The organism is Actinomadura hibisca NBRC 15177 (genome assembly GCF_001552635.1).
Lineage (GTDB): Bacteria > Actinomycetota > Actinomycetes > Streptosporangiales > Streptosporangiaceae > Spirillospora > Spirillospora hibisca.
Genome location: NZ_BCRO01000129.1, coordinates 1 through 18,940 on the forward strand (window position 1 = coordinate 1; position 18,940 = coordinate 18,940).

Consider the following 18,940-nt stretch of genomic DNA (forward strand, 5'->3'; position numbering starts at 1 on the left):
CCCCGGTGGCCAGGGTTGTTGGTCGGCTTCGGGCGCGGGGCTGGGGTTGTTGGTCATGCGCGGAGTGCGGGGCTGGGGCCTCTGATCATCTTGGGGATTGGGGGTGGGGTCGCGTGTCGCGCGTGGGTCTCGACTTGTTGCCCGGGTGTGGAAAACCCGTACGGGGGTTGGGCTTCGCCAGGGCCTTTGGTCAGGTCCCGACTAGGGCTCGATCCGAATGGGCCACGCCGGGGGCGCAAGCTGCTCGGCGGCCCCGTACTCTATAGAGAGACGTTTTCGACTCGACGCGAGTAGGAAGGACTACTGCCCTGGCTCCCATGCCGGAGGGTCCAGCGCCGGCCCCCGTGACCCAGCGCCTGCGTGTTCGCTACGCCAAGCGAGGCAGGTTGCGGTTCACCAGCCACCGTGACATTTCCCGGGCCGTGGAACGCGCCGTGCGGCGTGCCGGGATCCCTGTCGCGTTCAGCGCCGGATTCACTCCGCACCCCAAGATCTCGTATACGGGTGCGGCGGCCACCGGGACCGCCAGCGAGGCCGAATACCTCGAACTCGGGCTCACCGAGACCCGCGACCCTGCGCGGGTGCGAGCCGAGCTCGACGCCGCCCTGCCGGACGGGCTCGACATCCTCGATGTCGTGATCGTGCCGCCGGGGTCGGGCAAGCCGAGCGCTCTCGCCGATCGGCTCGCCGCGTCCGAATGGCGGATCAGGCTGGACGGTGTCGCATCCGACGACGCCGCCGCGGCCGTGGCCGCCTTCATGGCCGCCGAGTCCGTCGAGGTGGAACGCCTCACCAAGAAGGGACGACGCCGCTTCGACGCGCGTTCGGCCGTGTCCGCCATGGAGCTGGACCGGCGAGCCGCCGAGGCGGCCGATGCCCCTTGTGCGATACTTCGAATGGTTGTGCGGCACACCACACCCGCCGTACGGCCCGACGACATCCTCACCGGACTGCGCCAGGTCGCCGACCTCGCGCCGCCGTCACCGCCACTGGTGACCAGGCTGGCGCAGGGGCCCTTGGACGCGGACACCGGTGGCCTCGCGGACCCTCTGGGGCCCGACCGGGAGATCACGCAGCCGTCCGGCGACGACGCCGGGGCGGCGCGCGGTCCTGCGCACGAGCAGTCCGGAGAAGCCGCGAGCGCGGATGTCGTCAGCGCCCGTCCGTAGGGCCGAAGCCGTGGCGACACGGAACCGGCTCCCAGGGTACGGCGGACGCGCCCCCGACGACTTCGTCGTCGTGCTCGGGATCGTTCCCGGGCGCGGCGGCACCGACGACTGACGGAGAGTTCCCGTGCGGCGCACCGCACCGGACCGCCCCCGGGCGGTTCCGGCGCGGTCGCGCCCGGGAACCTGACGGGAGACTGCCCGCATGCTTGAGAACGAAGCCGATTCGGCCACGGCCGAAGGCACCGAAGACCAGACCGCTCCGGTGGTGAAGCGCGCCACCCGTACGCGCCGCCGCGCCGCCAGCCGCCCCGCCGGGCCGCCGCCGGAGGTCGAGGAGACCCCGCCGGCCGCGCCCAAGGCCGAGGCGTCGGCCCAGGCCGAGCCCGCCCCGCAGGCGGACGACGCGCCCGAGCCCGTCGCCGAGAAGCCCAAGCGGGCCACCCGCACCCGCGCCCCGCGCGCCACCCGGGCCGCCAAGGCCCCCGAGGACGTCGAAGAGTCCGCCGCGCCGGAACCCGCCGCCGAGCAGCCCGCCGAGAAGGCCGAGGCGCCGGCCCGCAGCCGCACGCGCAAGCGTGCCGCCACCGCCGTTCCCGAGGTTCCGCAGGCCGCGCCGGACGACGAGGAGGAGGCCGCCGGGGGCGTGCCCGCCGTCGCCTTCCAGCCGCCGATGGTGGTCTTCCAGCCGCCGCAGCCCACCGCCGCCGCCCCGCCCGTCAAGCCGGCCAAGCCCGTCCAGGAGGAGCCCGCCGAGACCGCGGAGCCCGCCGAGGACGCCGCCGACGAGGACGACGACGAGAACGGCGACCGGCCCTCGCGCCGCCGCCGTCGCCGCGGTGGCCGCGGCCGTGGCCGCACCGGTCGTGAGGGCGGCGACGACGAGGGCGACGACCTTGACGGGCAGGCCGAGGAGGCCAAGGAGGCCGACTCCGCCGCTGACAAGGGCGGTCGCAAGTCCGACAAGGCCGATAAGGCCGATAAGGGCGAGAAGGCCGACAAGCAGTCTGAGGCTGTTGAGGACACCGACGAGGATGAGGGTGACGACGACGACTCCGCCGGTGGCGGCAGCCGTCGCCGCCGTCGCCGTCGCCGCCGCTCGGGCACCGGCGACGCCGACAACGGCAACGACGACCCGCCCAACACCGTCGTGCACGTCCGCGACTCCCGCGCCGTCGAGGACGAGGTCCAGTCGGTGCGCGGCTCCACCCGCCTGGAGGCCAAGAAGCAGCGCCGCCGCGAGGGGCGCGAGCAGGGCCGCCGCCGCCCGCCGGTGATCACCGAGGCCGAGTTCCTGGCCCGCCGCGAGTCGGTCGAGCGCGTCATGGTGGTCCGGCAGGAGGGCGACCGCACCCAGATCGCCGTCCTGGAGGACGGCATCCTGGTCGAGCACTACGTCAACCGCAACACCCAGCAGTCCTACGTCGGCAACGTCTACCTCGGCAAGGTCCAGAACGTGCTGCCCTCCATGGAGGCGGCGTTCGTGGACATCGGCAAGGGCCGCAACGCCGTGCTGTACGCCGGCGAGGTCAACTGGGACGTGGCGGGCCTGGAGGGCCAGCCGCGCCGCATCGAGTCGGCGCTGAAGTCGGGCCAGTCGGTGCTGGTGCAGGTCACCAAGGACCCGCTCGGCCACAAGGGCGCCCGGCTGACCAGCCAGGTGTCGCTGCCGGGCCGCTACCTCGTGTACGTGCCCGACGGCTCGATGACCGGGATCAGCCGCAAGCTGCCCGACAAGGAGCGCAGCCGGCTCAAGCAGATCCTCAAGAAGATCATGCCGGAGAACGCCGGGGTGATCGTCCGCACCGCCGCCGAGGGCGCCACCGAGGCCGAGCTGGAGCGCGACGTGTCGCGGCTGGCCGCGCAGTGGGACAGCATCCAGAGCAAGATCAAGAACGCGGGCGCGCCGTCGTTGCTGTACGGCGAGCCGGACCTGACCGTCCGCGTGGTCCGCGACATCTTCAACGAGGACTTCGCCAAGCTCGTGGTGTCGGGCGACGAGGCGTGGGACACCGTCTCGGAGTACGTCGAGTACGTCGCCCCGCACCTGGCCGACCGGGTGGAGCGCTACGAGGGCGACGGCGACGTGCTGGGCGCCTACCGGATCGACGAGCAGATCGCCAAGGCGCTGGACCGCAAGGTCTGGCTGCCCTCGGGCGGCTCGCTGGTGATCGACCGCACCGAGGCCATGACGGTCATCGACGTCAACACCGGCAAGTTCACCGGCCAGGGCGGCAACCTGGAGGAGACCGTCACCCGCAACAACCTGGAGGCGGCCGAGGAGATCGTCCGCCAGCTCCGGTTGCGCGACATCGGCGGCATCATCGTGGTCGACTTCATCGACATGGTGCTGGAGAGCAACCGCGACCTGGTGCTGCGCCGCCTGGTGGAGTGCCTGTCGCGGGACCGCACCAAGCACCAGGTGGCCGAGGTCACCTCGCTGGGCCTGGTCCAGATGACCCGCAAGCGCGTCGGCCAGGGCCTGCTGGAGGCGTTCTCGGAGACCTGCGAGTCCTGCAACGGCCGCGGCATCCACGTGCACCTCACGCCGGTGGAGTCCAAGACCGACAAGGCGTCCTCGGGCAAGGAGGGCGGCCGCCGCCGCAAGCGCAAGGGCGAGGTCGAGAAGGCCGTCGAGGAGAAGCTGGCCCGGCAGGAGTCCGCGGGCAAGGACTCGGCGGACCGGGACGAGGCCGACGACACCGAGCCCGAGCCGCAGGCCGCGGTGGAGGCCGCCGACGCCGCCGCCGAGGCGGCCGACGCGGGCGCGGCGACGCTGGAGGCCGTCGAGCCGGTCCCCGCCGACCTGAACGGCTCCGAGCCCGCCGCCGAGACCAAGCCCAAGCGCGCCCCCCGCAAGTCCCGCGCCAAGAAGGCCGAGCCCAAGCCGGAGGCCGACGCCGACGTCGCCGAGGCTCCCGCCGAGGACGACGCCTCCGCCAACGGCCGCCGCCGGCGCACCCGGCGCGCGCCCAAGGCCGAGCAGAACGCGGAGCAGGGCGCAGGGCAGGACGCCGGGCGGCCCGAGCCCGTCACCGCCGAGTGAGGCCGGTGCCCGCCGCCGGTTCGCTTCCGGCGGCGGGCATCCGGTACCCTTAGATGCTGGCGCGCCGTGGGCGCGTCATCTCGACTTGCACCGGGAGGCTCCGGTGCGCCCCTCGCCGCTCTGGCGGAGGAACAGTGCAGAGAGCATCGCGGGAGACCTCTCCCGCGGTGTGCCGCCGCCCGGCCCCGGCCGGGCGGTAGGCCCTCAGCCGAGGGCTGGTTGACACCACGTGTGGGACCGGTTCAGCCCGGAAGCACGCGCAGACGAAGGGTTTCCGCGGTGTACGCGATTGTCCGCGCAGGCGGCAGGCAGGAGAAGGTGGCCGTCGACGACGTGCTCACCGTCGACAGGCTCGCCGGCGAGGCCGGTGACACGGTCAAGCTCCAGGCGCTCCTGGTCGTCGACGGTGACGACATCGTCAGCAAGGCCGCCGAGCTGGCCAAGTACGAGATCACCGCCGAGATCGTCGGTGCCGTCAAGGGCCCGAAGATCAACATCATGCACTACCGGAACAAGACCGGGTACAAGCGGCGGATGGGTCACCGTCAGCCCTACACCGAGGTCAAGATCACCGGTATCAAGGCCGGGAAGTAAGAGGGAGCTGACCAATGGCACACAAGAAGGGCGCATCGTCCAGCCGTAACGGACGCGACTCCAACGCCCAGCGCCTGGGGGTCAAGCGCTTCGGCGGCCAGCAGGTGAACGCCGGCGAGATCATCGTCCGCCAGCGCGGCACCCACTTCCACCCGGGTCCGGGCGTCGGCCGCGGCGGCGACGACACGCTGTTCGCGCTGGTCGCCGGTGCGGTGCAGTTCCGCCGCTACCGCGGGCGCAACGCCGTGAGCATCGTCCCGCCGGCGGAGTAATCCGCCACGCAGCGACGTTACATCTGAGGGGCGGACCGAACCGGTCCGCCCCTTTGCTCTTTTTCAAGCGAGGGAGAACCACCGTGGCGGCAGGAAGCGCATCCGGCGCGCAGTTCGTGGACCGGGTGGCGCTGCACGTCGTCGCCGGAAACGGCGGCAACGGCTGCGCCTCGGTGCACCGGGAGAAGTTCAAGCCGCTGGGCGGTCCGGACGGCGCCAACGGCGGGCGCGGCGGGGACGTCATCCTGGAGGTCGACACCAACGCCGCCAGCCTCCTCGACTACCACCGCCGCCCGCACCGCAAGGCCACCAACGGGCGGCCCGGCCAGGGCGGGCACCGCACCGGCGCCAACGGCGGCGACGTGGTCCTGCCCGTGCCCGACGGCACGGTGGTCAAGAACTCCAAGGGCGAGGTGCTGGCCGACCTGGTCGGCGAGGGCACCCGCTACGTCATCGCCCAGGGCGGCCACGGCGGGCTCGGCAACGCCGCGCTGGCCTCGGCCAAGCGCAAGGCCCCCGGGTTCGCGCTGCTGGGCGAGCCCGGCGAGGAGCGCGACGTCGTGCTGGAGCTGAAGAGCGTCGCCGACGTGGCGCTGGTCGGCTTCCCCAGCGCGGGCAAGTCCTCGCTGATCGCGGCGCTGTCGGCCGCCAAGCCGAAGATCGCCGACTACCCGTTCACCACGCTGATCCCCAACCTCGGCGTGGTCAGCGCGGGCGAGACCACCTTCACCGTCGCCGACGTGCCCGGCCTGATCGAGGGCGCCAGCGAGGGCCGGGGCCTCGGCCTGGAGTTCCTGCGCCACATCGAGCGCTCCTCCACGCTGGCGCACGTGCTCGACTGCGCGACCATGGAGCCGGGCCGCGACCCCGTCAGCGACTTCGAGGTCATCGAGAACGAGTTGCAGGCCTACGACCGCGTGCTGGGCGACCGGCCGCTGTCGGACCGGCCCCGCATCGTCGTCCTCAACAAGGTGGACGTGCCCGACGCGCGCGAGCTGGCCGAGATGGTGCGGCCCGAGTTCGAGAAGCGCGGCCTGAAGGTGTTCGAGGTGTCGGCCGCCAGCCACGAGGGCCTGCGCGAGTTGTCGTTCGCGATGGCGGAGATGGTCACGCGGTACCGGGCCTCGCTGCCGCCCGCCGAGCCGACCCGCATCGTCATCCGGCCCAAGGGCGTCAGCAGCGACGCCGACTTCGAGGTCAAGGCGACCGGCGACAACACCTTCCTCATCACCGGCGACAAGCCGGTCCGGTGGCTGCGCCAGACCGACTTCGCCAACGAGGAGGCCGTGGGCTACCTCGCCGACCGGCTGGCCAGGCTCGGCGTGGAGGACGCGCTGTTCAAGGCGGGCGCCGAGCCCGGCGCGACCGTGCTGATCGGCACCGCCGAGGAGTCGATCGTCTTCGACTGGGCGCCGGAGGTCGACACGCTGGCGGCCGAGGGCGGCACCGGCCCGCGCGGCACCGACCGCCGCCTGGACGGCTACCTCTAGCCCACCGCCGACCCCCGAGCCCCCCGAGGGAACCAGCACATGAGCACGCGCAAGGCGATCGCCGAGGCCCGGCGGATCGTGGTGAAGGCCGGATCGTCCTCGCTGACCACGCCGCAGGGCACCATCGACGGCGACCGGATCGACGCGCTGGTGGACGTGCTGGCCGCGCGCCGCGCCGCCGGCGGCGAGGTCGTGTTCGTCTCCTCGGGGGCCATCGCCGCCGGGCTCGGCCCGCTGGGGCTGACCCGCCGCCCGCCCGACCTGGCGACCCAGCAGGCCGCCGCCAGCGTCGGGCAGGGGCTGCTGGTGGCGCGCTACACCTCCTCGTTCGCCCGGTACGGGCTGGCGGTCGGGCAGGTGCTGCTGACCGCCGACGACATGATGCGCCGCTCGCACCACCGCAACGCCCAGCGCACCCTGTCCAAGCTGCTGGATCTCGCGATGGTGCCGATCGTCAACGAGAACGACACCGTCGCCACCGACGAGATCCGCTTCGGCGACAACGACCGGCTGGCCGCGCTGGTCGCGCACCTGACCCGCGCCGACGCACTGGTGCTGCTGTCGGACGTGGACGCCCTCTACACCGGCGACCCCCGCGAGCCCGGCGCGCGCCGCATCGACCAGGTGCACGGCCCCGGGGACCTCGCCGGGGTGGAGCTCGGCGCGTCCGGCCGGGTCGGCACCGGCGGCATGATCACCAAGGTGGAGGCGGCGCGCATCGCGGGCGTGCCGGTCGTGCTGACCAACGCCGCGCAGGCCGCGCAGGCGCTGGCGGGCGAGCCGGTCGGCACCTACTTCCACCCGCAGGGCGCGCGGCGCTCCACCCGGCACCTGTGGCTGGCGCACGCCACCACCGGCCACGGCCGCGTCGTGCTGGACCCCGGCGCGGTCGAGGCGGTCGTGCGGCGCGGCAAGTCGCTGCTGCCGGCGGGCGTCACCGGCGTGCGGGGCGAGTTCGCCGCCGGCGACCCGGTGGACCTGTGCGGCGACGACGGCCGCGTGGTGGCGCGCGGCCTGGTCAACTATGACGCGGGGGAGATCCCCGAGCTGATGGGCCGCTCCACCCGGTGGCTGGCCCGCGAGCTGGGCCCCGAGTACGAGCGCGAGATCATTCACCGCGACGACCTGGTGATCCTGGAAGGCGGAGCACGAGATGAGTGAGCAGGAACGCGAGGAGTTCGCCCGGGTGGCGCGGCGCGCCAAGGACGCCGCGGCGCTGCTGGCCCCGCTGCCGCGCTCGGCCAAGGACGCGGCGCTGCACGCCATCGCCGACGCCCTGGTCGCGCACACCGACGAGATCGTCAAGGCCAACGGGCTGGACGTGGCGCGGGCGCGCGAGAACGGCACCTCCGAGTACATGATCGACCGGCTGGGCCTGTCGCCGGAGCGCGTCGCGGCGATCGCCGACGCCGTCCGGCAGGTCGCCACCCTGCCCGACCCGGTCGGCGAGACCGTGCGCGGCAACGTGCTGCCCAACGGCTTGGACCTGCGCCAGATCCGGGTGCCGCTCGGCGTGGTCGGCATCATCTACGAGGGCCGCCCGAACGTGACCGTGGACGCCGCCGCGTTGTGCCTGAAGAGCGGCAACGTGGCGATGTTGCGCGGCTCGTCGTCGGCGTACGAGTCCAACACCGTGCTCGTCGGCGTCATGCAGGACGCGCTGGCCGGGACCGCCGTGCCCGCCGACGCGGTGCAGCTGGTGCCCGGCACCTCCCGCGAGTCGGTCAAGCACCTGATGCGGGCGCGCGGCCTGGTGGACGTGCTGATCCCGCGCGGCGGCGCCTCCCTGATCAACTCGGTGGTGCAGGAGTCCACCGTCCCGGTGATCGAGACCGGCGTCGGCAACTGCTCGGTCTATGTGGACGCCGCCGCCGACGTCGCCATGGCCGTCGACATCCTGGTCAACGCCAAGACCCAGCGCCCGTCGGTGTGCAACGCCGCCGAGACGGTGCTGGTCCACGCCGACGCCGCCGAGGCGTTCCTGCCCCGCGCGCTGGAGGCGCTGAAGGCCAAGGGCGTGACGGTGCACGGCGACGAGCGCGTGCGCGCGTTCTCCGCCGACGTGGTGGAGGCGACCGAGGACGACTGGTACGCCGAGTACCTGTCGCTGGACATCGCCGCCCGCGTCGTGGACACGCTGGAGGACGCGGTCGCGCACATCCGCCGGTACGGCTCGGGCCACACCGAGGCGATCGTGACGACCTCCCAGCCCGCCGCGAAGCGCTTCGTGGCGCTGGTGGACTCGGCGGCGGTGATGGTGAACGCCTCGACGCGCTTCACCGACGGCGAGGAGTTCGGCTTCGGCGCGGAGATCGGCATCTCGACGCAGAAGCTGCACGCGCGGGGCCCGATGGGCCTGCCGGAGCTGACCTCCACGAAGTACGTGGTGGTGGGGGAGGGACACCTCAAGGGGCAGGTCACCTGAGTCGGGTTCCCTACCTCCCTACCGGCCGCCTTCTCCGCAGACTGCGCAGCCCCTCTCTACCGGCCGCCCGGTTTTGCTGCACTCGCCCCCAGGCGAGTGCAGCAAAACCGGGCGGCCGTGCTTTTGGCTCCTGCCCTCACCCCCATAACCCCAGGTCCCCCAATACGGCCCCACCACCATCCCCCTTTGTGACACTTAGCCCCTTGATGTCACGTTGTAAGTGTGGTCTGATTCACTGCTGTGACCAGTGAGATCAGCCGCCGCCGCGTCCTCAAGGGCGCCGCCCTCGGGGCGGGGATCGCCGCCACCGGACCCGTCGTCTTCCCCGCCCGGCCGGCCTCCGCCGCCCCCGTCCTCAAGGGACCCGTCGCCGGGACCACCCTCGACCGCACCCTGCTGCTCGGCTCGCCGGGTGCGGGCGGATACCGCAAGGTCGTCGCCGGGCCCGGCGAGCCGCACGTGTTGCGCCGCGACCTCGGCGGCACCGCCGCCGCCAAGCGCGCCGCCGCGCGGCGCGGGCTGGTCGCGTTCGGCCACTTCACCGACGTGCACGTCATCGACACCCAGTCCCCGGGCCGCGTCGAGTTCGTGGACCGCTTCAAGGACGCGCTCAGCGTCCTGCCGGTCGAGGGCGCCTGGCGGCCGCAGGAGATCCTGACCACCCAGGTCGCCGAGGCCATGGTGCGGGCCATGAACCGGGTCGGGCACGGTCCCGCCACCGGCCTCAAGCTCGCCTTCACCATCAACACCGGCGACGCCGCCGACAACGTCCAGTACAACGAGGTCCGCTGGATCATCGACCTGCTGGACGGCAGGCGCATCACCCCCGACTCCGGCGACCTGCGCCGCTACGAGGGCGTGCAGGACTGGGCCAGCTACGACACCGCCTTCTGGCACCCCGACGGGCCGCCGCCCGGCGCGCAGCCCGACGTCGCGCTCGCCAAGCACGGCTTCCCCCGCGTCAAGGGCCTGCTGGACGCCGCGCGCCGCCCGTTCGACGCCACCGGCCTCGCCACCCCCTGGCTCGCGGTCTTCGGCAACCACGACGGGCTGATCCAGGGCAACCTGCCGGTGAACCCGCTGGTCACCGCCCTCGCCACCGGCGGCATCAAGATCGGCGCGCCGGGCAGCGCCGCCCAGGCCGAGCGCCTGGCCACCATGTTCCGCACCGCCGACGGCCGCGAGCTGGTGCGCCTCAGCAAGGAGAAGGGCGGCGTCGGCGGCCTGTTCCGCCCCGTCACCCCCGACCACAAGCGCCGGATGCTCTCGCGCGCCGAGGTCGTGCGCGAGCACTTCAACACCGGCGCCGCGCTCAAGGGCCACGGCTTCACCGCCGCCAACCTCCGCGACGGCACCGCCTACTACGCCTTCGACCAGGGTGTCGTGCGCGGTCTGGTGCTCGACACCGTCAACCCCAACGGCTACTCCGAGGGATCGCTCGACCGGGCCCAGTTCGCCTGGCTGGAGAAGCAGATCCAGGCGGGCAGCAGCCGCTACACCGACGCCAAGGGCAACGCCGTCAGGCGCACCGTCCGCGACCGGCTGTTCGTGCTGTTCAGTCACCACACCATCGGGTCGATGGGCAACCCGCTGGGCGGCGGCCGGGTGCTGGGCGAGGAGGTCGAGGCGATGTTGTTGCGCTACCCCAACGTCGTGTTGTGGGTGAACGGCCACACCCACCGCAACCAGGTCATCCCGCACGCCCGCAAGGGCGGCGGCGGGTTCTGGGAGGTCAACAGCGCCGCGCACGTGGACTTCCCGCAGCAGAGCCGCATCGTGGAGCTGGCCGACAACCGCGACGGCACCCTGTCGATCTTCGCGACCGTGCTGGACTCGGCCGGACCCGAGTCCTGCGGCGGCCGCCTGAGCGACCCGGTGCGGCTGGCGTCGCTCTCGCGCGAGCTGGCGGGCAACGACTGGCAGGACCGCGAGGAGAACCGGCGCGGCGACCGCGACGACCGCAACGTCGAGCTGCTGATCCCCGCCCCCTTCTAACCGCACGCGAAAGGGCCGCCGCGAACGAACCGCGGCGGCCCTTTTCGATGGAACGGCTAGTTCTGGGTGGTCGTGGTGCCGCCGTTGTCGCGCCGGTTGTTGAACCGGTCGAACAGCCCGCCCGCCGCCGACGCCGCCGCGTCGGCCACGTCCCGCACCTTCCCGACGAACGGGTCGGCGGTGCGCTCCCACGACTCCTTGTAGGAGTTGGCCGCGTTGCGGACCTCCTCGGTGAAGCTGGCGCCGTCGTCGTCGGCGCGGCGCGGGTAGTTCCCGGCCATGATGCGCTCGTACTCGCCGCCGGTCGCCCACCGGTCGATCTCGGCGAACCGCATCACCGCGAACGGGTGGGTCTGCGGCAGCAGGTTCAGGAACTTCAGCAGCCCGTCGCGCACGTCCCCGGCCGCGTCGTACTCGCGGGCCTGCTCCAGGAACGCCTCGGTGCTCATCTCGTGCAGCCGCGACCCGCCCGCCAGCTTCATCATCGTGCGCTTGGCCGCGTCCAGGTCCTGCCCGGCCAGCAGCCCGGCCCGGTCGGCCGACAGCTCGGCCTTGCGGAACCACTCCTTGAGCCCGATGATGATCGCCGCGATGCCGAGGTTGCCCAGCGGCAGCCACGCCAGCCGCGACCCCAGGCTGAGCAGGATCTGCATCATCGTCTGGTAGACCGCGTGGCCCGACAGGATGTGGCCGACCTCGTGCGCGATGACGAAGCGCAGCTCCTCGTCGTCGAGCAGGTCCAGCAGCCCGGTGTTGACCACGATGAACGGGTTGTCGGAGCCCAGCGCCATCGCGTTGGGCTGCGGGTCCTGCTTGATGTACACCTCGGGGACCTTGGGCATGTCCAGGATGTAGCAGGCGTCGCGCACCATGTCGTGCACGTGCCGGAACTGCCCCTCGCTCGCCCGCACCGACCCGCCGAGGAACATCAGCCGGACGGCCCGCTCGTTGATCAGACCCGACAACTTGCGCAGCACGATGTCGAAGCCCGACAACGAGCGCAGCGCCACCAGCGCCGACCGGTCGGCGGGGTGTTCGTAGGCCCGGGAGCTGATCCCGGGGAAGCGGGTGCGGGCACGATCCGGCGTGTTCTCGGTCATCGGGTCTCCTTGGCGATGGCGGTCCCCACCTCGTCGGGGGGACAGAGCTGCGGCGGCGCGCCGGCGGCGGCCCGCCCAGGCACGCCGCACCCGCCAGGTTGGTACGGAACCCGGCGGGGAGGCAACACCCCTGGCGGTGTCGGGGCCGCCCGCCCGCCGGGACGGGACGGCGGAATCGGCATACCTGGTCCGACGATCCGCAGGCCGGTGGGGTTCCCGCCGGGCCGGAAGCGACCGGGTCCGGCCTCGGGGGTGTTGCGCCGCGCGCGTCCGGGGGATGTACTGCGGACGGAACGGGCGGGCGGGGCGCAAGGAGGCGCGGTGTTCGATCCGAAGGCCGAGGCGATGTCGCGGGACGAGCGCGCCGCGCTGCAACGGCACCGGTTGTGGGGCCTGGTGGACCGGCTGCTGGCCGCCGGGGGAGTGCAGGGGCGGCGGCTGAAGGAGGCCGGGGTGTCCGGCGGGGCCGACGTCACCCTGGGGACGCTCGCCGACCTGCCCTTCACGACCAAGCAGGACCTGTGGGACCACTACCCGTTCGGGATGCTGGCGGTGCCGCGCGACCAGGTCGCGGCGGTGCACGGCTCGTCGGGCACGCGCGGCCGCCCCACGCTGGTGGCCTACACGCGCGCCGACCTCGACCTGTGGGCCGCGATGTGCGCGCGGTCGCTGGCGTGCGCCGGGGCCGGGCCGGGCAGCGTCGTCCACAACGCCTACGGGTACGGGCTGTTCACCGGCGGTATCGGCATCCACCAGGGCGCGGTGGCGCTGGGCGCGACCGTGGTGCCGATGTCGGGCGGCATGACCGAACGGCAGCTGCGCCTGCTGGCCGACCTGCGCGCCGACGTCCTGACCTGCACTCCCGCCTACGCGCTGCGGCTCGGCGAGGCCGCCGCCGAGGCCGGGGTGGAGCTGCCCGCGCTGCGCGCCGGAGTGCTGGGCGCCGAACCGTGGACCGAGGAGCTGCGCGCCGCCGTCGAGGCCGTCCTGCCGATCAAGGCGGTGGACATCTACGGGCTGTCGGAGGTGATCGGCCCCGGCGTCGCCACCGAGTGCCTGGAACAGGACGGCCTGCACGTCAACGAGGACCACTTCGTCGTCGAGGCCGTCGACCCGGCGACCGGCGCGCCCGTCCCCGACGGCGAGCCCGGCGAGCTGGTGTTCACCACCCCCACCAAGCAGGCGCTGCCCCTGCTGCGCTACCGCACCGGCGACATCGCCGCCCTCACCCGCGGCGACTGCCCCTGCGGCCGCACCCTGACCCGGATGAGCAAGATCCGCGGCCGGGCCGACGACATGCTGGTGATCCGCGGCGTGAACGTCTACCCCAGCGAGGTCGAGCGCGTCCTGCTCGGCACCGGCCTGGTCGTCCCGCACTACCAGCTCGTGGTGGACCGGCGGGCGGCCGCGCCGCGCCTGGTCGTCGCCTGCGAGGCCGCGACCGCCGGAGACCCCGCCGACGCCCTGGCGCGGGCCCTGCGCGAGGGGCTGGGCCTGTCCGCCGACGTCCGCGTCCTGCCCGCCGGGACGGTGCCGCGCGTCGAGATCGGCAAGGCCGTGCGCGTCGTCTCCTGGGACGGCGGCGACCCACCGCTGGCGGGCCTGGACTGACCCCCGACGGTCCTGGGCGCCCCGCGTCCTGGCTATTCTCGTCGCCATGACGCAAAAGCGGCGCCTGGGGATCATGGGCGGCACGTTCGACCCGATCCACCACGGGCACCTGGTGGCCGCCAGCGAGGTCGCGCACTTCTTCTCGCTGGACGAGGTGGTGTTCGTGCCCACCGGCGTCTCCTCGCACAAGGACGACCGCAAGATCGCCGCCGCCGAGGACCGCTACCTGATGACCGTGATCGCCACCGCGTCCAACCCCCGCTTCTCGGTCAGCCGCATCGACATCGACCGGCCCGGCCCCACCTACACCGTCGACACCCTGCGCGACATGCGCGACCTGCACGGCCCCGACACCGAGCTGTTCTTCATCACCGGCGCCGACGCCCTCGGCAAGATGCTCACCTGGCGGCACACCGACGAGCTGTTCGGCCTCGCCCACTTCGTCGGCGTCACCCGCCCCGGCCACCGCCTCGCCGACCCCGGGCTGCCCGGCGGCCGGGTCAGCCTGATGGAGGTGCCCGCCCTGTCGATCTCCTCCACCGAGTGCCGCGACCGCGTCCGCTCCGGCGAACCCATCTGGTACCTGGTGCCCGACGGCATCGTCCAGTACATCAACAAGCGCGGCCTCTACCGCGAACACGTCGCTGAGCTGGGCTGACGGCGAACCCGGGCACCGGCTCCGGGGCCCTACCCTGAAAGGGCCGCCTCCGGCGCCGAACCGGCCGGACGCGGCGCAATCCCCAGTGACCACGACAAAGGGGGTCGCCGGCCGCCGCGCGTGAGAAGGTGGACCGGGAACCGACCCCTACAGGGAGGATCGCGAGCGCACCGTGACCGCATCCGACAGGGCCGCACAGCTCGTCCGCATCGCCGCCGAGGCGGCGGGCGACAAGCTGGCCGACGACATCCTTGCCTACGACGTGAGCGAGCAGCTCGTCATCACCGACGCGTTCGTGCTCTGCTCGGCGTCCAACGACCGCCAGGTCCGCGCCATCGTCGACGAGATCGAGAAGCGCCTGCGCGACGAGGCCGACGCCAAGCCGGTCCGCCGCGAGGGCGAGCGGGACGGCCGCTGGGTCCTGCTCGACTACATCGACGTCATCGTGCACGTCCAGCACGAGGAGGAGCGCGTCTACTACGCCCTCGAACGGCTGTGGAAGGACTGCCCGGTCATCGACCTGCCCGAGCACGTCAACACCCACGGACCCGCCATCGGGAGCACGAGTGACTGAGCGTCCCGCGCGCGAGCCCGGCAAGCGCCGCCTGGTGTTGTGGCGGCACGGCCAGACCGCCTGGAACGTCGAGCGCCGCTTCCAGGGCAAGACCGACATCCCGCTCGACGAGACCGGCGTCGAGCAGGCCCACCGCGCCGCCCGCCTGCTCGCCGCGCTCCGGCCCACCACGATCCTGGCGTCCCCGCTCCGGCGCGCCGCCGACACCGCGCAGGCCCTCGCCGACGTGACCGGCCTCACCCCCGTCCACGACCGCGACCTCATCGAGCGCGACGGCGGCGAGTGGGAGGGCCTCACCTCCCGCGAGATCCGCGAGCGCTATCCCGCCGAGCACGCCGCCTGGCAGCCCCCCGGCGGCGAGACCAGCGCCCAGGTCGCCAAGCGCGTCGGCACCGCCCTCGACCGCGCCCTCGACGACCTGCCGCCCACCGGCCTGCTCGTCGTCGCCTCCCACGGCGCCGCCCTCCGGCTCGGCATGTCCCACCTGCTCGGCCTCCCCGAACAGGTCTGGGAACGCCTCGGCGGCCTGTCCAACTGCTCCTGGTCGGTCCTGGCCGAGATGCGCGACGGCGGCTGGCGCCTCGTCGAGCACAACGCCGGCACCCTCCCCGAGCCCGTCCTCGGCGACGACCGCACCGACAACGGCGCCTGACCGGGCCCCGGCCCGCCGATTCGATCCACCGCCGGAGTTCCTATATGCTGGCGGAGCGCTGCGGGATGAAAGTCCACGCAGTAGCGCGGGGCTATGGCGCAGTTGGTAGCGCGCCTCCATGGCATGGAGGAGGTCTGGGGTTCGAATCCCCATAGCTCCACTCGTTCCTAGGGCCAGTGTGGTCGCGGCATAAGCCGCTTCCCCGCTGGCTCTCGTCGTTTCTCCCAGGGGGCGACCCCTGGAACCCCGATGTGGGGGGCTTCGCCCCCCACGCCCCCCTTTCTCTCTCCGCCGCCTCCCCCGCCCGCCCCGGGGTCAGGTGTGCTTGAGCTTGGACCAGACGCGGAGCAGGGCCTTCAGGTCGGCCTCGTCCAGGGCGCCGGTGAAGGTGTCCTTCAGGACCGTGCGGCGGGTCCGGTCGGCCTCCTCGAACAGGGCGCGGCCCTCGGGGGTGAGGGCGACCTCCGCCGTGCGGGCGTCGTGCCGGGAGCGGGCGCGCTCGATCAGGCCCCGCTCGCGCAGCGTCTCCACCACGCGGGAGACCTGGCTGCGGCTCAGCATCGTGCACGAGCCCAGCTCCGAGACCGACACCGGGCCGTCCTGGTAGGACAACCACAGCAGCACCTCGAACCAGGACAGCGGCAGGTCGTGGCGGCGCAGCAGTTCGCGGCCGACCTGGTTGGCGAGGGTGTTGCCCGCCCACACCAGCCCGTAGAAGGCCAGATCCTCCGGGGGGAGGGCGGAATCGGCGAGTTGCTTGGCCATGGGGGGAGTGTAGGCGATTTGTGTGTACGTGCACGCGTTCATAGTCTGTGCGTGTACACACACCTAGGAGGTCGCACATGCCCGTGTCCCGCGAGGTACGCCTGGTAGCCCGTCCCCAAGGGGAGCCGCAGGAGTCGGACTTCGAGCTGGCCGAGGTGGAGGTGCCCGAGCCCGGCGACGGGCAGATCCTGGTGCGCAACGACTGGATCTCGGTGGACCCGTACATGCGCGGCCGCATGAACGAGGCCAAGTCCTACGTGCCCCCCTTCGAGCTGGGCGAGGCCATGGACGGCGGCGCGGTCGGCACCGTGGTCGCCTCCCGCGCCGAGTCGGTCCCCGTCGGCTCGGTCGTGCTGCACGGCCTCGGCTGGCGCGAGCACGCCCTGCTGGACGCCCGCAAGGCGCGCGTCCTCGACACCTCGGCCGTGCCCGCCGAGAAGTACCTCGGCGTGCTCGGCATGCCGGGCCTCACCGCCTACGCGGGCCTCGTCGCGATCGCGCCGGTCAAGGAGGGCGACGTGGTGTTCGTCTCCGGCGCGGCGGGCGCGGTCGGCAGCGCCGCCGGGCAGATCGCGCGGCAGCTCGGCGCGGCCAAGGTGGTCGGGTCGGCGGGCGGCCCCGCCAAGGTCGCCAAGCTGACCGGCGAGTACGGCTTCGACGCGGGCATCGACTACCGCGAGGGCCGCCTGGAAGAGCAGCTCGCCGAGGCCGCGCCCGAGGGCATCGACGTCTACTTCGACAACGTGGGCGGCGACCACCTGCGCGCCGCGATCAGCGCGCTGAACACCGGCGGCCGGGTCGCGATGTGCGGGGCGATCTCGCAGTACAACGCCACCGGCCCGGTGCCCGGCCCCGACAACCTGGCGCTGGCGGTCGGCAAGCGGCTCACCCTGCGCGGCTTCATCGTCAGCGACCACGGCGACCTGATGGGCGAGTACGCCGCCCGCGCGTCGGAGTGGCTGCGCGAGGGGAAGCTGCGTTCGGAAGAGACCGTGGTGGACGGCCTGGACAACGCCGTGGACGCCTTCCTCGGCCTGCTCCGGGGCTCCAACACCGGCAAGATGCTGGTCCGCCTGTAAAGGGGAGCGGGGCGCGGCCGGGACCGGTCGCGCCCCCGCCCCGGGGCGCCGCCACCGTAAATCGTTCCGACCTGCTCCCGGAGTGCACTAAGCTTTTCTCTGTCGGAACGGGGGGAACTCCGGTCCGGTGCAGGGCAAGGGGCTATGGCGCAGTTGGTAGCGCGCCTCCATGGCATGGAGGAGGTCTGGGGTTCGAATCCCCATAGCTCCACAGTTCTTCCCGAAGGCGGTGACCGATCCGGTCGCCGCCTTTCGCGTTTCCGCCATGGTCTAAAGGGGCGGCCGCGCTGGTGAGCGGCGGTCGGGTTCGCACCGGCCGCCGCTCACCGGAAGCGTCGCGCTAGTGCGCGGTGGCCGCGTCCGCGTAGCGCAGGACCGCGCCCACGCCCAGGTTCGCGTTCGGGCTGTCGGCGGGGAGCACCACCAGCTCGCCGTCGGTCGCCGCGACCGCCCGCACCAGCGCCGCGTCGGCCCGCTCCTCCACCGGCTCGTCCACGCCGAGCCGCCGCAGCTCGTCGGGGGACGCCGCGACCTGCACCGGGTCCGGGCCGACCCACAACCGCGCGGGGGATTCGGGGTCCTCGTCCAGCAGCAGCGCCTCGACCTGGCCGCGCCGCACCGCCTCGACGGTGGCGGGCAGGCCCGCGACGGCCCGCTCGCCGTGGGCCAGCTCCCGCTCGAAGCGCTCGGCGACGCCGAACACGCGCTCGGCGGCCTTCAGCTCCAGGATCCGGGCGATCTCCGCCTCCAGCTCGCCGTCGCCGGGGGAGTGCCGGTCGTACTCGACGGTGTACTCGCGCACCCCCTCGGAGATCTCCTCCAGGAGCGCGTTGCGGGCCCGCACGTCCCCGGCCACCACCACCGCCTGCGCGTGGCAGCGCCGGGCGGCCCGGTCCACCTCGCGGCCCACCTTCTTGGCGTTGCCCTTCCACACCTCCTCGGCCGACCGCTGGAAGCGGGACTGGTTCCAGTCGCCGCCCTTCACCTTGCGGATGGGGTAGTCCCCGTCGCCGGGGACGTCGATGTGCCGCCGCTCGCCCTCGGCGGTGTAGCAGTCGATCTCGCCGCCGCGCCGGTCGACCACCGCGACCATGTGCGGGAACCGCTCGCCGCGTTCGGCCAGCAGCGGCAGCACGTGCGGCAGCGCGCCGACGCGGGCCTGGGCGGCGCGCGGCGGTCCGGGCAGCCGCTCGACGTGCACGACCTCGCCGCCGGCGGCGAACACCACCAGCCCTTCGGACCGCCGCTCGGCCAGCTCCTCCTCGACCACGCGCTCGATCGCCCGCAGCGTGTCGGCGGGCGCGCCCTGGGCCTCCAGCTCCCCGCGCAGCGCCCGCCATCGCAGCTCGGCGGCCTTGGCGGCGTCCTCGGCGGTGCGGGTCAGGTCGGCGTAGACCGTGGCGTAGGGGCCGTCGTGCCGGTACAGCGGCTTGAGGAAAGACAGATCCATGCGGCCCGCCCTACCCGTCCCGATCACCTCAAACGTCGCTCCAGGCACTTCAAACGTAAAGTC

16 protein-coding genes and 2 tRNA genes are annotated in these 18,940 nt (G+C 73.0%); 15 read left to right on the forward strand and 3 right to left on the reverse strand.

The genetic code is table 11. The features are described 5' to 3' along the window. The first annotated feature begins 317 nt into the window (after positions 1-317). The 8 genes from AH6_RS40070 to AH6_RS40105 all read left to right on the forward strand — a co-directional run bounded on the left by AH6_RS40070 (position 318) and on the right by AH6_RS40105 (position 10,988). Positions 318-1,169: a TIGR03936 family radical SAM-associated protein gene (locus tag AH6_RS40070; protein WP_067491359.1), complete on the forward strand. Its 852-nt coding sequence runs from the start codon at positions 318-320 to the stop codon at positions 1,167-1,169. 202 nt (positions 1,170-1,371) lie between these two features. Beyond that, positions 1,372-4,212: a ribonuclease E/G gene (locus AH6_RS40075; RefSeq protein ID WP_067491361.1), complete on the forward strand. Its 2,841-nt coding sequence runs from the start codon at positions 1,372-1,374 to the stop codon at positions 4,210-4,212. A gap of 279 nt (positions 4,213-4,491) precedes the next feature. After that, positions 4,492-4,806, forward strand: a complete 315-nt coding sequence (rplU, locus tag AH6_RS40080; RefSeq protein WP_067491363.1) for a 50S ribosomal protein L21 — start codon at positions 4,492-4,494, stop codon at positions 4,804-4,806. A 14-nt stretch (positions 4,807-4,820) separates the two neighbouring features. Further along, positions 4,821-5,078, forward strand: coding sequence for a 50S ribosomal protein L27 (gene rpmA / locus AH6_RS40085; RefSeq protein WP_067491365.1), 258 nt, complete (start codon positions 4,821-4,823; stop codon positions 5,076-5,078). An 83-nt stretch (positions 5,079-5,161) separates the two neighbouring features. Next, the gene (gene obgE / locus AH6_RS40090) at positions 5,162-6,568 is read left to right on the forward strand and encodes a GTPase ObgE (RefSeq protein WP_067491367.1); all 1,407 of its coding nucleotides are present in this window, start codon (positions 5,162-5,164) and stop codon (positions 6,566-6,568) included. A gap of 39 nt (positions 6,569-6,607) precedes the next feature. Continuing rightward, positions 6,608-7,729: a glutamate 5-kinase gene (proB, locus tag AH6_RS40095; protein WP_067491369.1), complete on the forward strand. Its 1,122-nt coding sequence runs from the start codon at positions 6,608-6,610 to the stop codon at positions 7,727-7,729. Continuing rightward, positions 7,722-8,993 carry a glutamate-5-semialdehyde dehydrogenase gene (locus AH6_RS40100; protein ID WP_067491371.1) on the forward strand — a complete coding sequence of 424 codons (1,272 nt, stop codon included), beginning with the start codon at positions 7,722-7,724 and terminating at the stop codon, positions 8,991-8,993. Before proB ends, AH6_RS40100 begins: the two co-directional genes overlap by 8 nt. 240 nt (positions 8,994-9,233) lie before the next feature. Further along, positions 9,234-10,988 (forward strand): TIGR03767 family metallophosphoesterase, encoded by a 1,755-nt coding sequence (locus tag AH6_RS40105; RefSeq protein WP_067491372.1) that lies wholly within the window; start codon positions 9,234-9,236, stop codon positions 10,986-10,988. A 56-nt stretch (positions 10,989-11,044) separates the two neighbouring features. On the opposite strand, the gene AH6_RS40110 is transcribed toward AH6_RS40105, so the two are convergent. Then, positions 11,045-12,088 carry a M48 family metallopeptidase gene (locus AH6_RS40110; RefSeq protein ID WP_067491374.1) on the reverse strand — a complete coding sequence of 348 codons (1,044 nt, stop codon included), beginning with the start codon at positions 12,086-12,088 and terminating at the stop codon, positions 11,045-11,047. Positions 12,089-12,409: 321 nt separating this feature from the next. Here AH6_RS40110 and AH6_RS40115 point away from each other — a divergent pair, with 321 nt between their 5' ends. From AH6_RS40115 to AH6_RS40135, 5 genes are all read left to right on the forward strand, one after another. Further along, positions 12,410-13,699 carry a phenylacetate--CoA ligase family protein gene (locus AH6_RS40115; RefSeq protein ID WP_218006038.1) on the forward strand — a complete coding sequence of 430 codons (1,290 nt, stop codon included), beginning with the start codon at positions 12,410-12,412 and terminating at the stop codon, positions 13,697-13,699. A 46-nt stretch (positions 13,700-13,745) separates the two neighbouring features. Continuing rightward, positions 13,746-14,357 carry a nicotinate-nucleotide adenylyltransferase gene (nadD, locus tag AH6_RS40120; RefSeq protein ID WP_067491376.1) on the forward strand — a complete coding sequence of 204 codons (612 nt, stop codon included), beginning with the start codon at positions 13,746-13,748 and terminating at the stop codon, positions 14,355-14,357. 172 nt (positions 14,358-14,529) lie between these two features. Further along, positions 14,530-14,931 (forward strand): ribosome silencing factor, encoded by a 402-nt coding sequence (rsfS, locus tag AH6_RS40125; RefSeq protein WP_067491378.1) that lies wholly within the window; start codon positions 14,530-14,532, stop codon positions 14,929-14,931. Continuing rightward, a complete protein-coding gene (locus AH6_RS40130) occupies positions 14,924-15,583 on the forward strand; it encodes a histidine phosphatase family protein (RefSeq protein ID WP_067491381.1) in 660 nt (219 codons plus the stop codon). Before rsfS ends, AH6_RS40130 begins: the two co-directional genes overlap by 8 nt. 87 nt (positions 15,584-15,670) lie before the next feature. Then, positions 15,671-15,743: transfer RNA gene (locus AH6_RS40135), tRNA-Ala, on the forward strand. 155 nt (positions 15,744-15,898) lie between these two features. Here the strand turns inward: AH6_RS40135 and AH6_RS40140 are convergent. After that, positions 15,899-16,348 carry a MarR family winged helix-turn-helix transcriptional regulator gene (locus AH6_RS40140; protein ID WP_067491383.1) on the reverse strand — a complete coding sequence of 150 codons (450 nt, stop codon included), beginning with the start codon at positions 16,346-16,348 and terminating at the stop codon, positions 15,899-15,901. Between the two features lie 77 nt (positions 16,349-16,425). Between AH6_RS40140 and AH6_RS40145 the strand changes: the two genes are divergently transcribed. Beyond that, positions 16,426-17,427: an NADP-dependent oxidoreductase gene (locus AH6_RS40145; RefSeq protein WP_067491385.1), complete on the forward strand. Its 1,002-nt coding sequence runs from the start codon at positions 16,426-16,428 to the stop codon at positions 17,425-17,427. A gap of 138 nt (positions 17,428-17,565) precedes the next feature. Beyond that, positions 17,566-17,638 (forward strand) — tRNA-Ala (locus tag AH6_RS40150). A 129-nt stretch (positions 17,639-17,767) separates the two neighbouring features. On the opposite strand, the gene AH6_RS40155 is transcribed toward AH6_RS40150, so the two are convergent. Beyond that, positions 17,768-18,877 carry a baeRF2 domain-containing protein gene (locus AH6_RS40155; RefSeq protein ID WP_067491387.1) on the reverse strand — a complete coding sequence of 370 codons (1,110 nt, stop codon included), beginning with the start codon at positions 18,875-18,877 and terminating at the stop codon, positions 17,768-17,770. Positions 18,878-18,940: the final 63 nt, after the last annotated feature.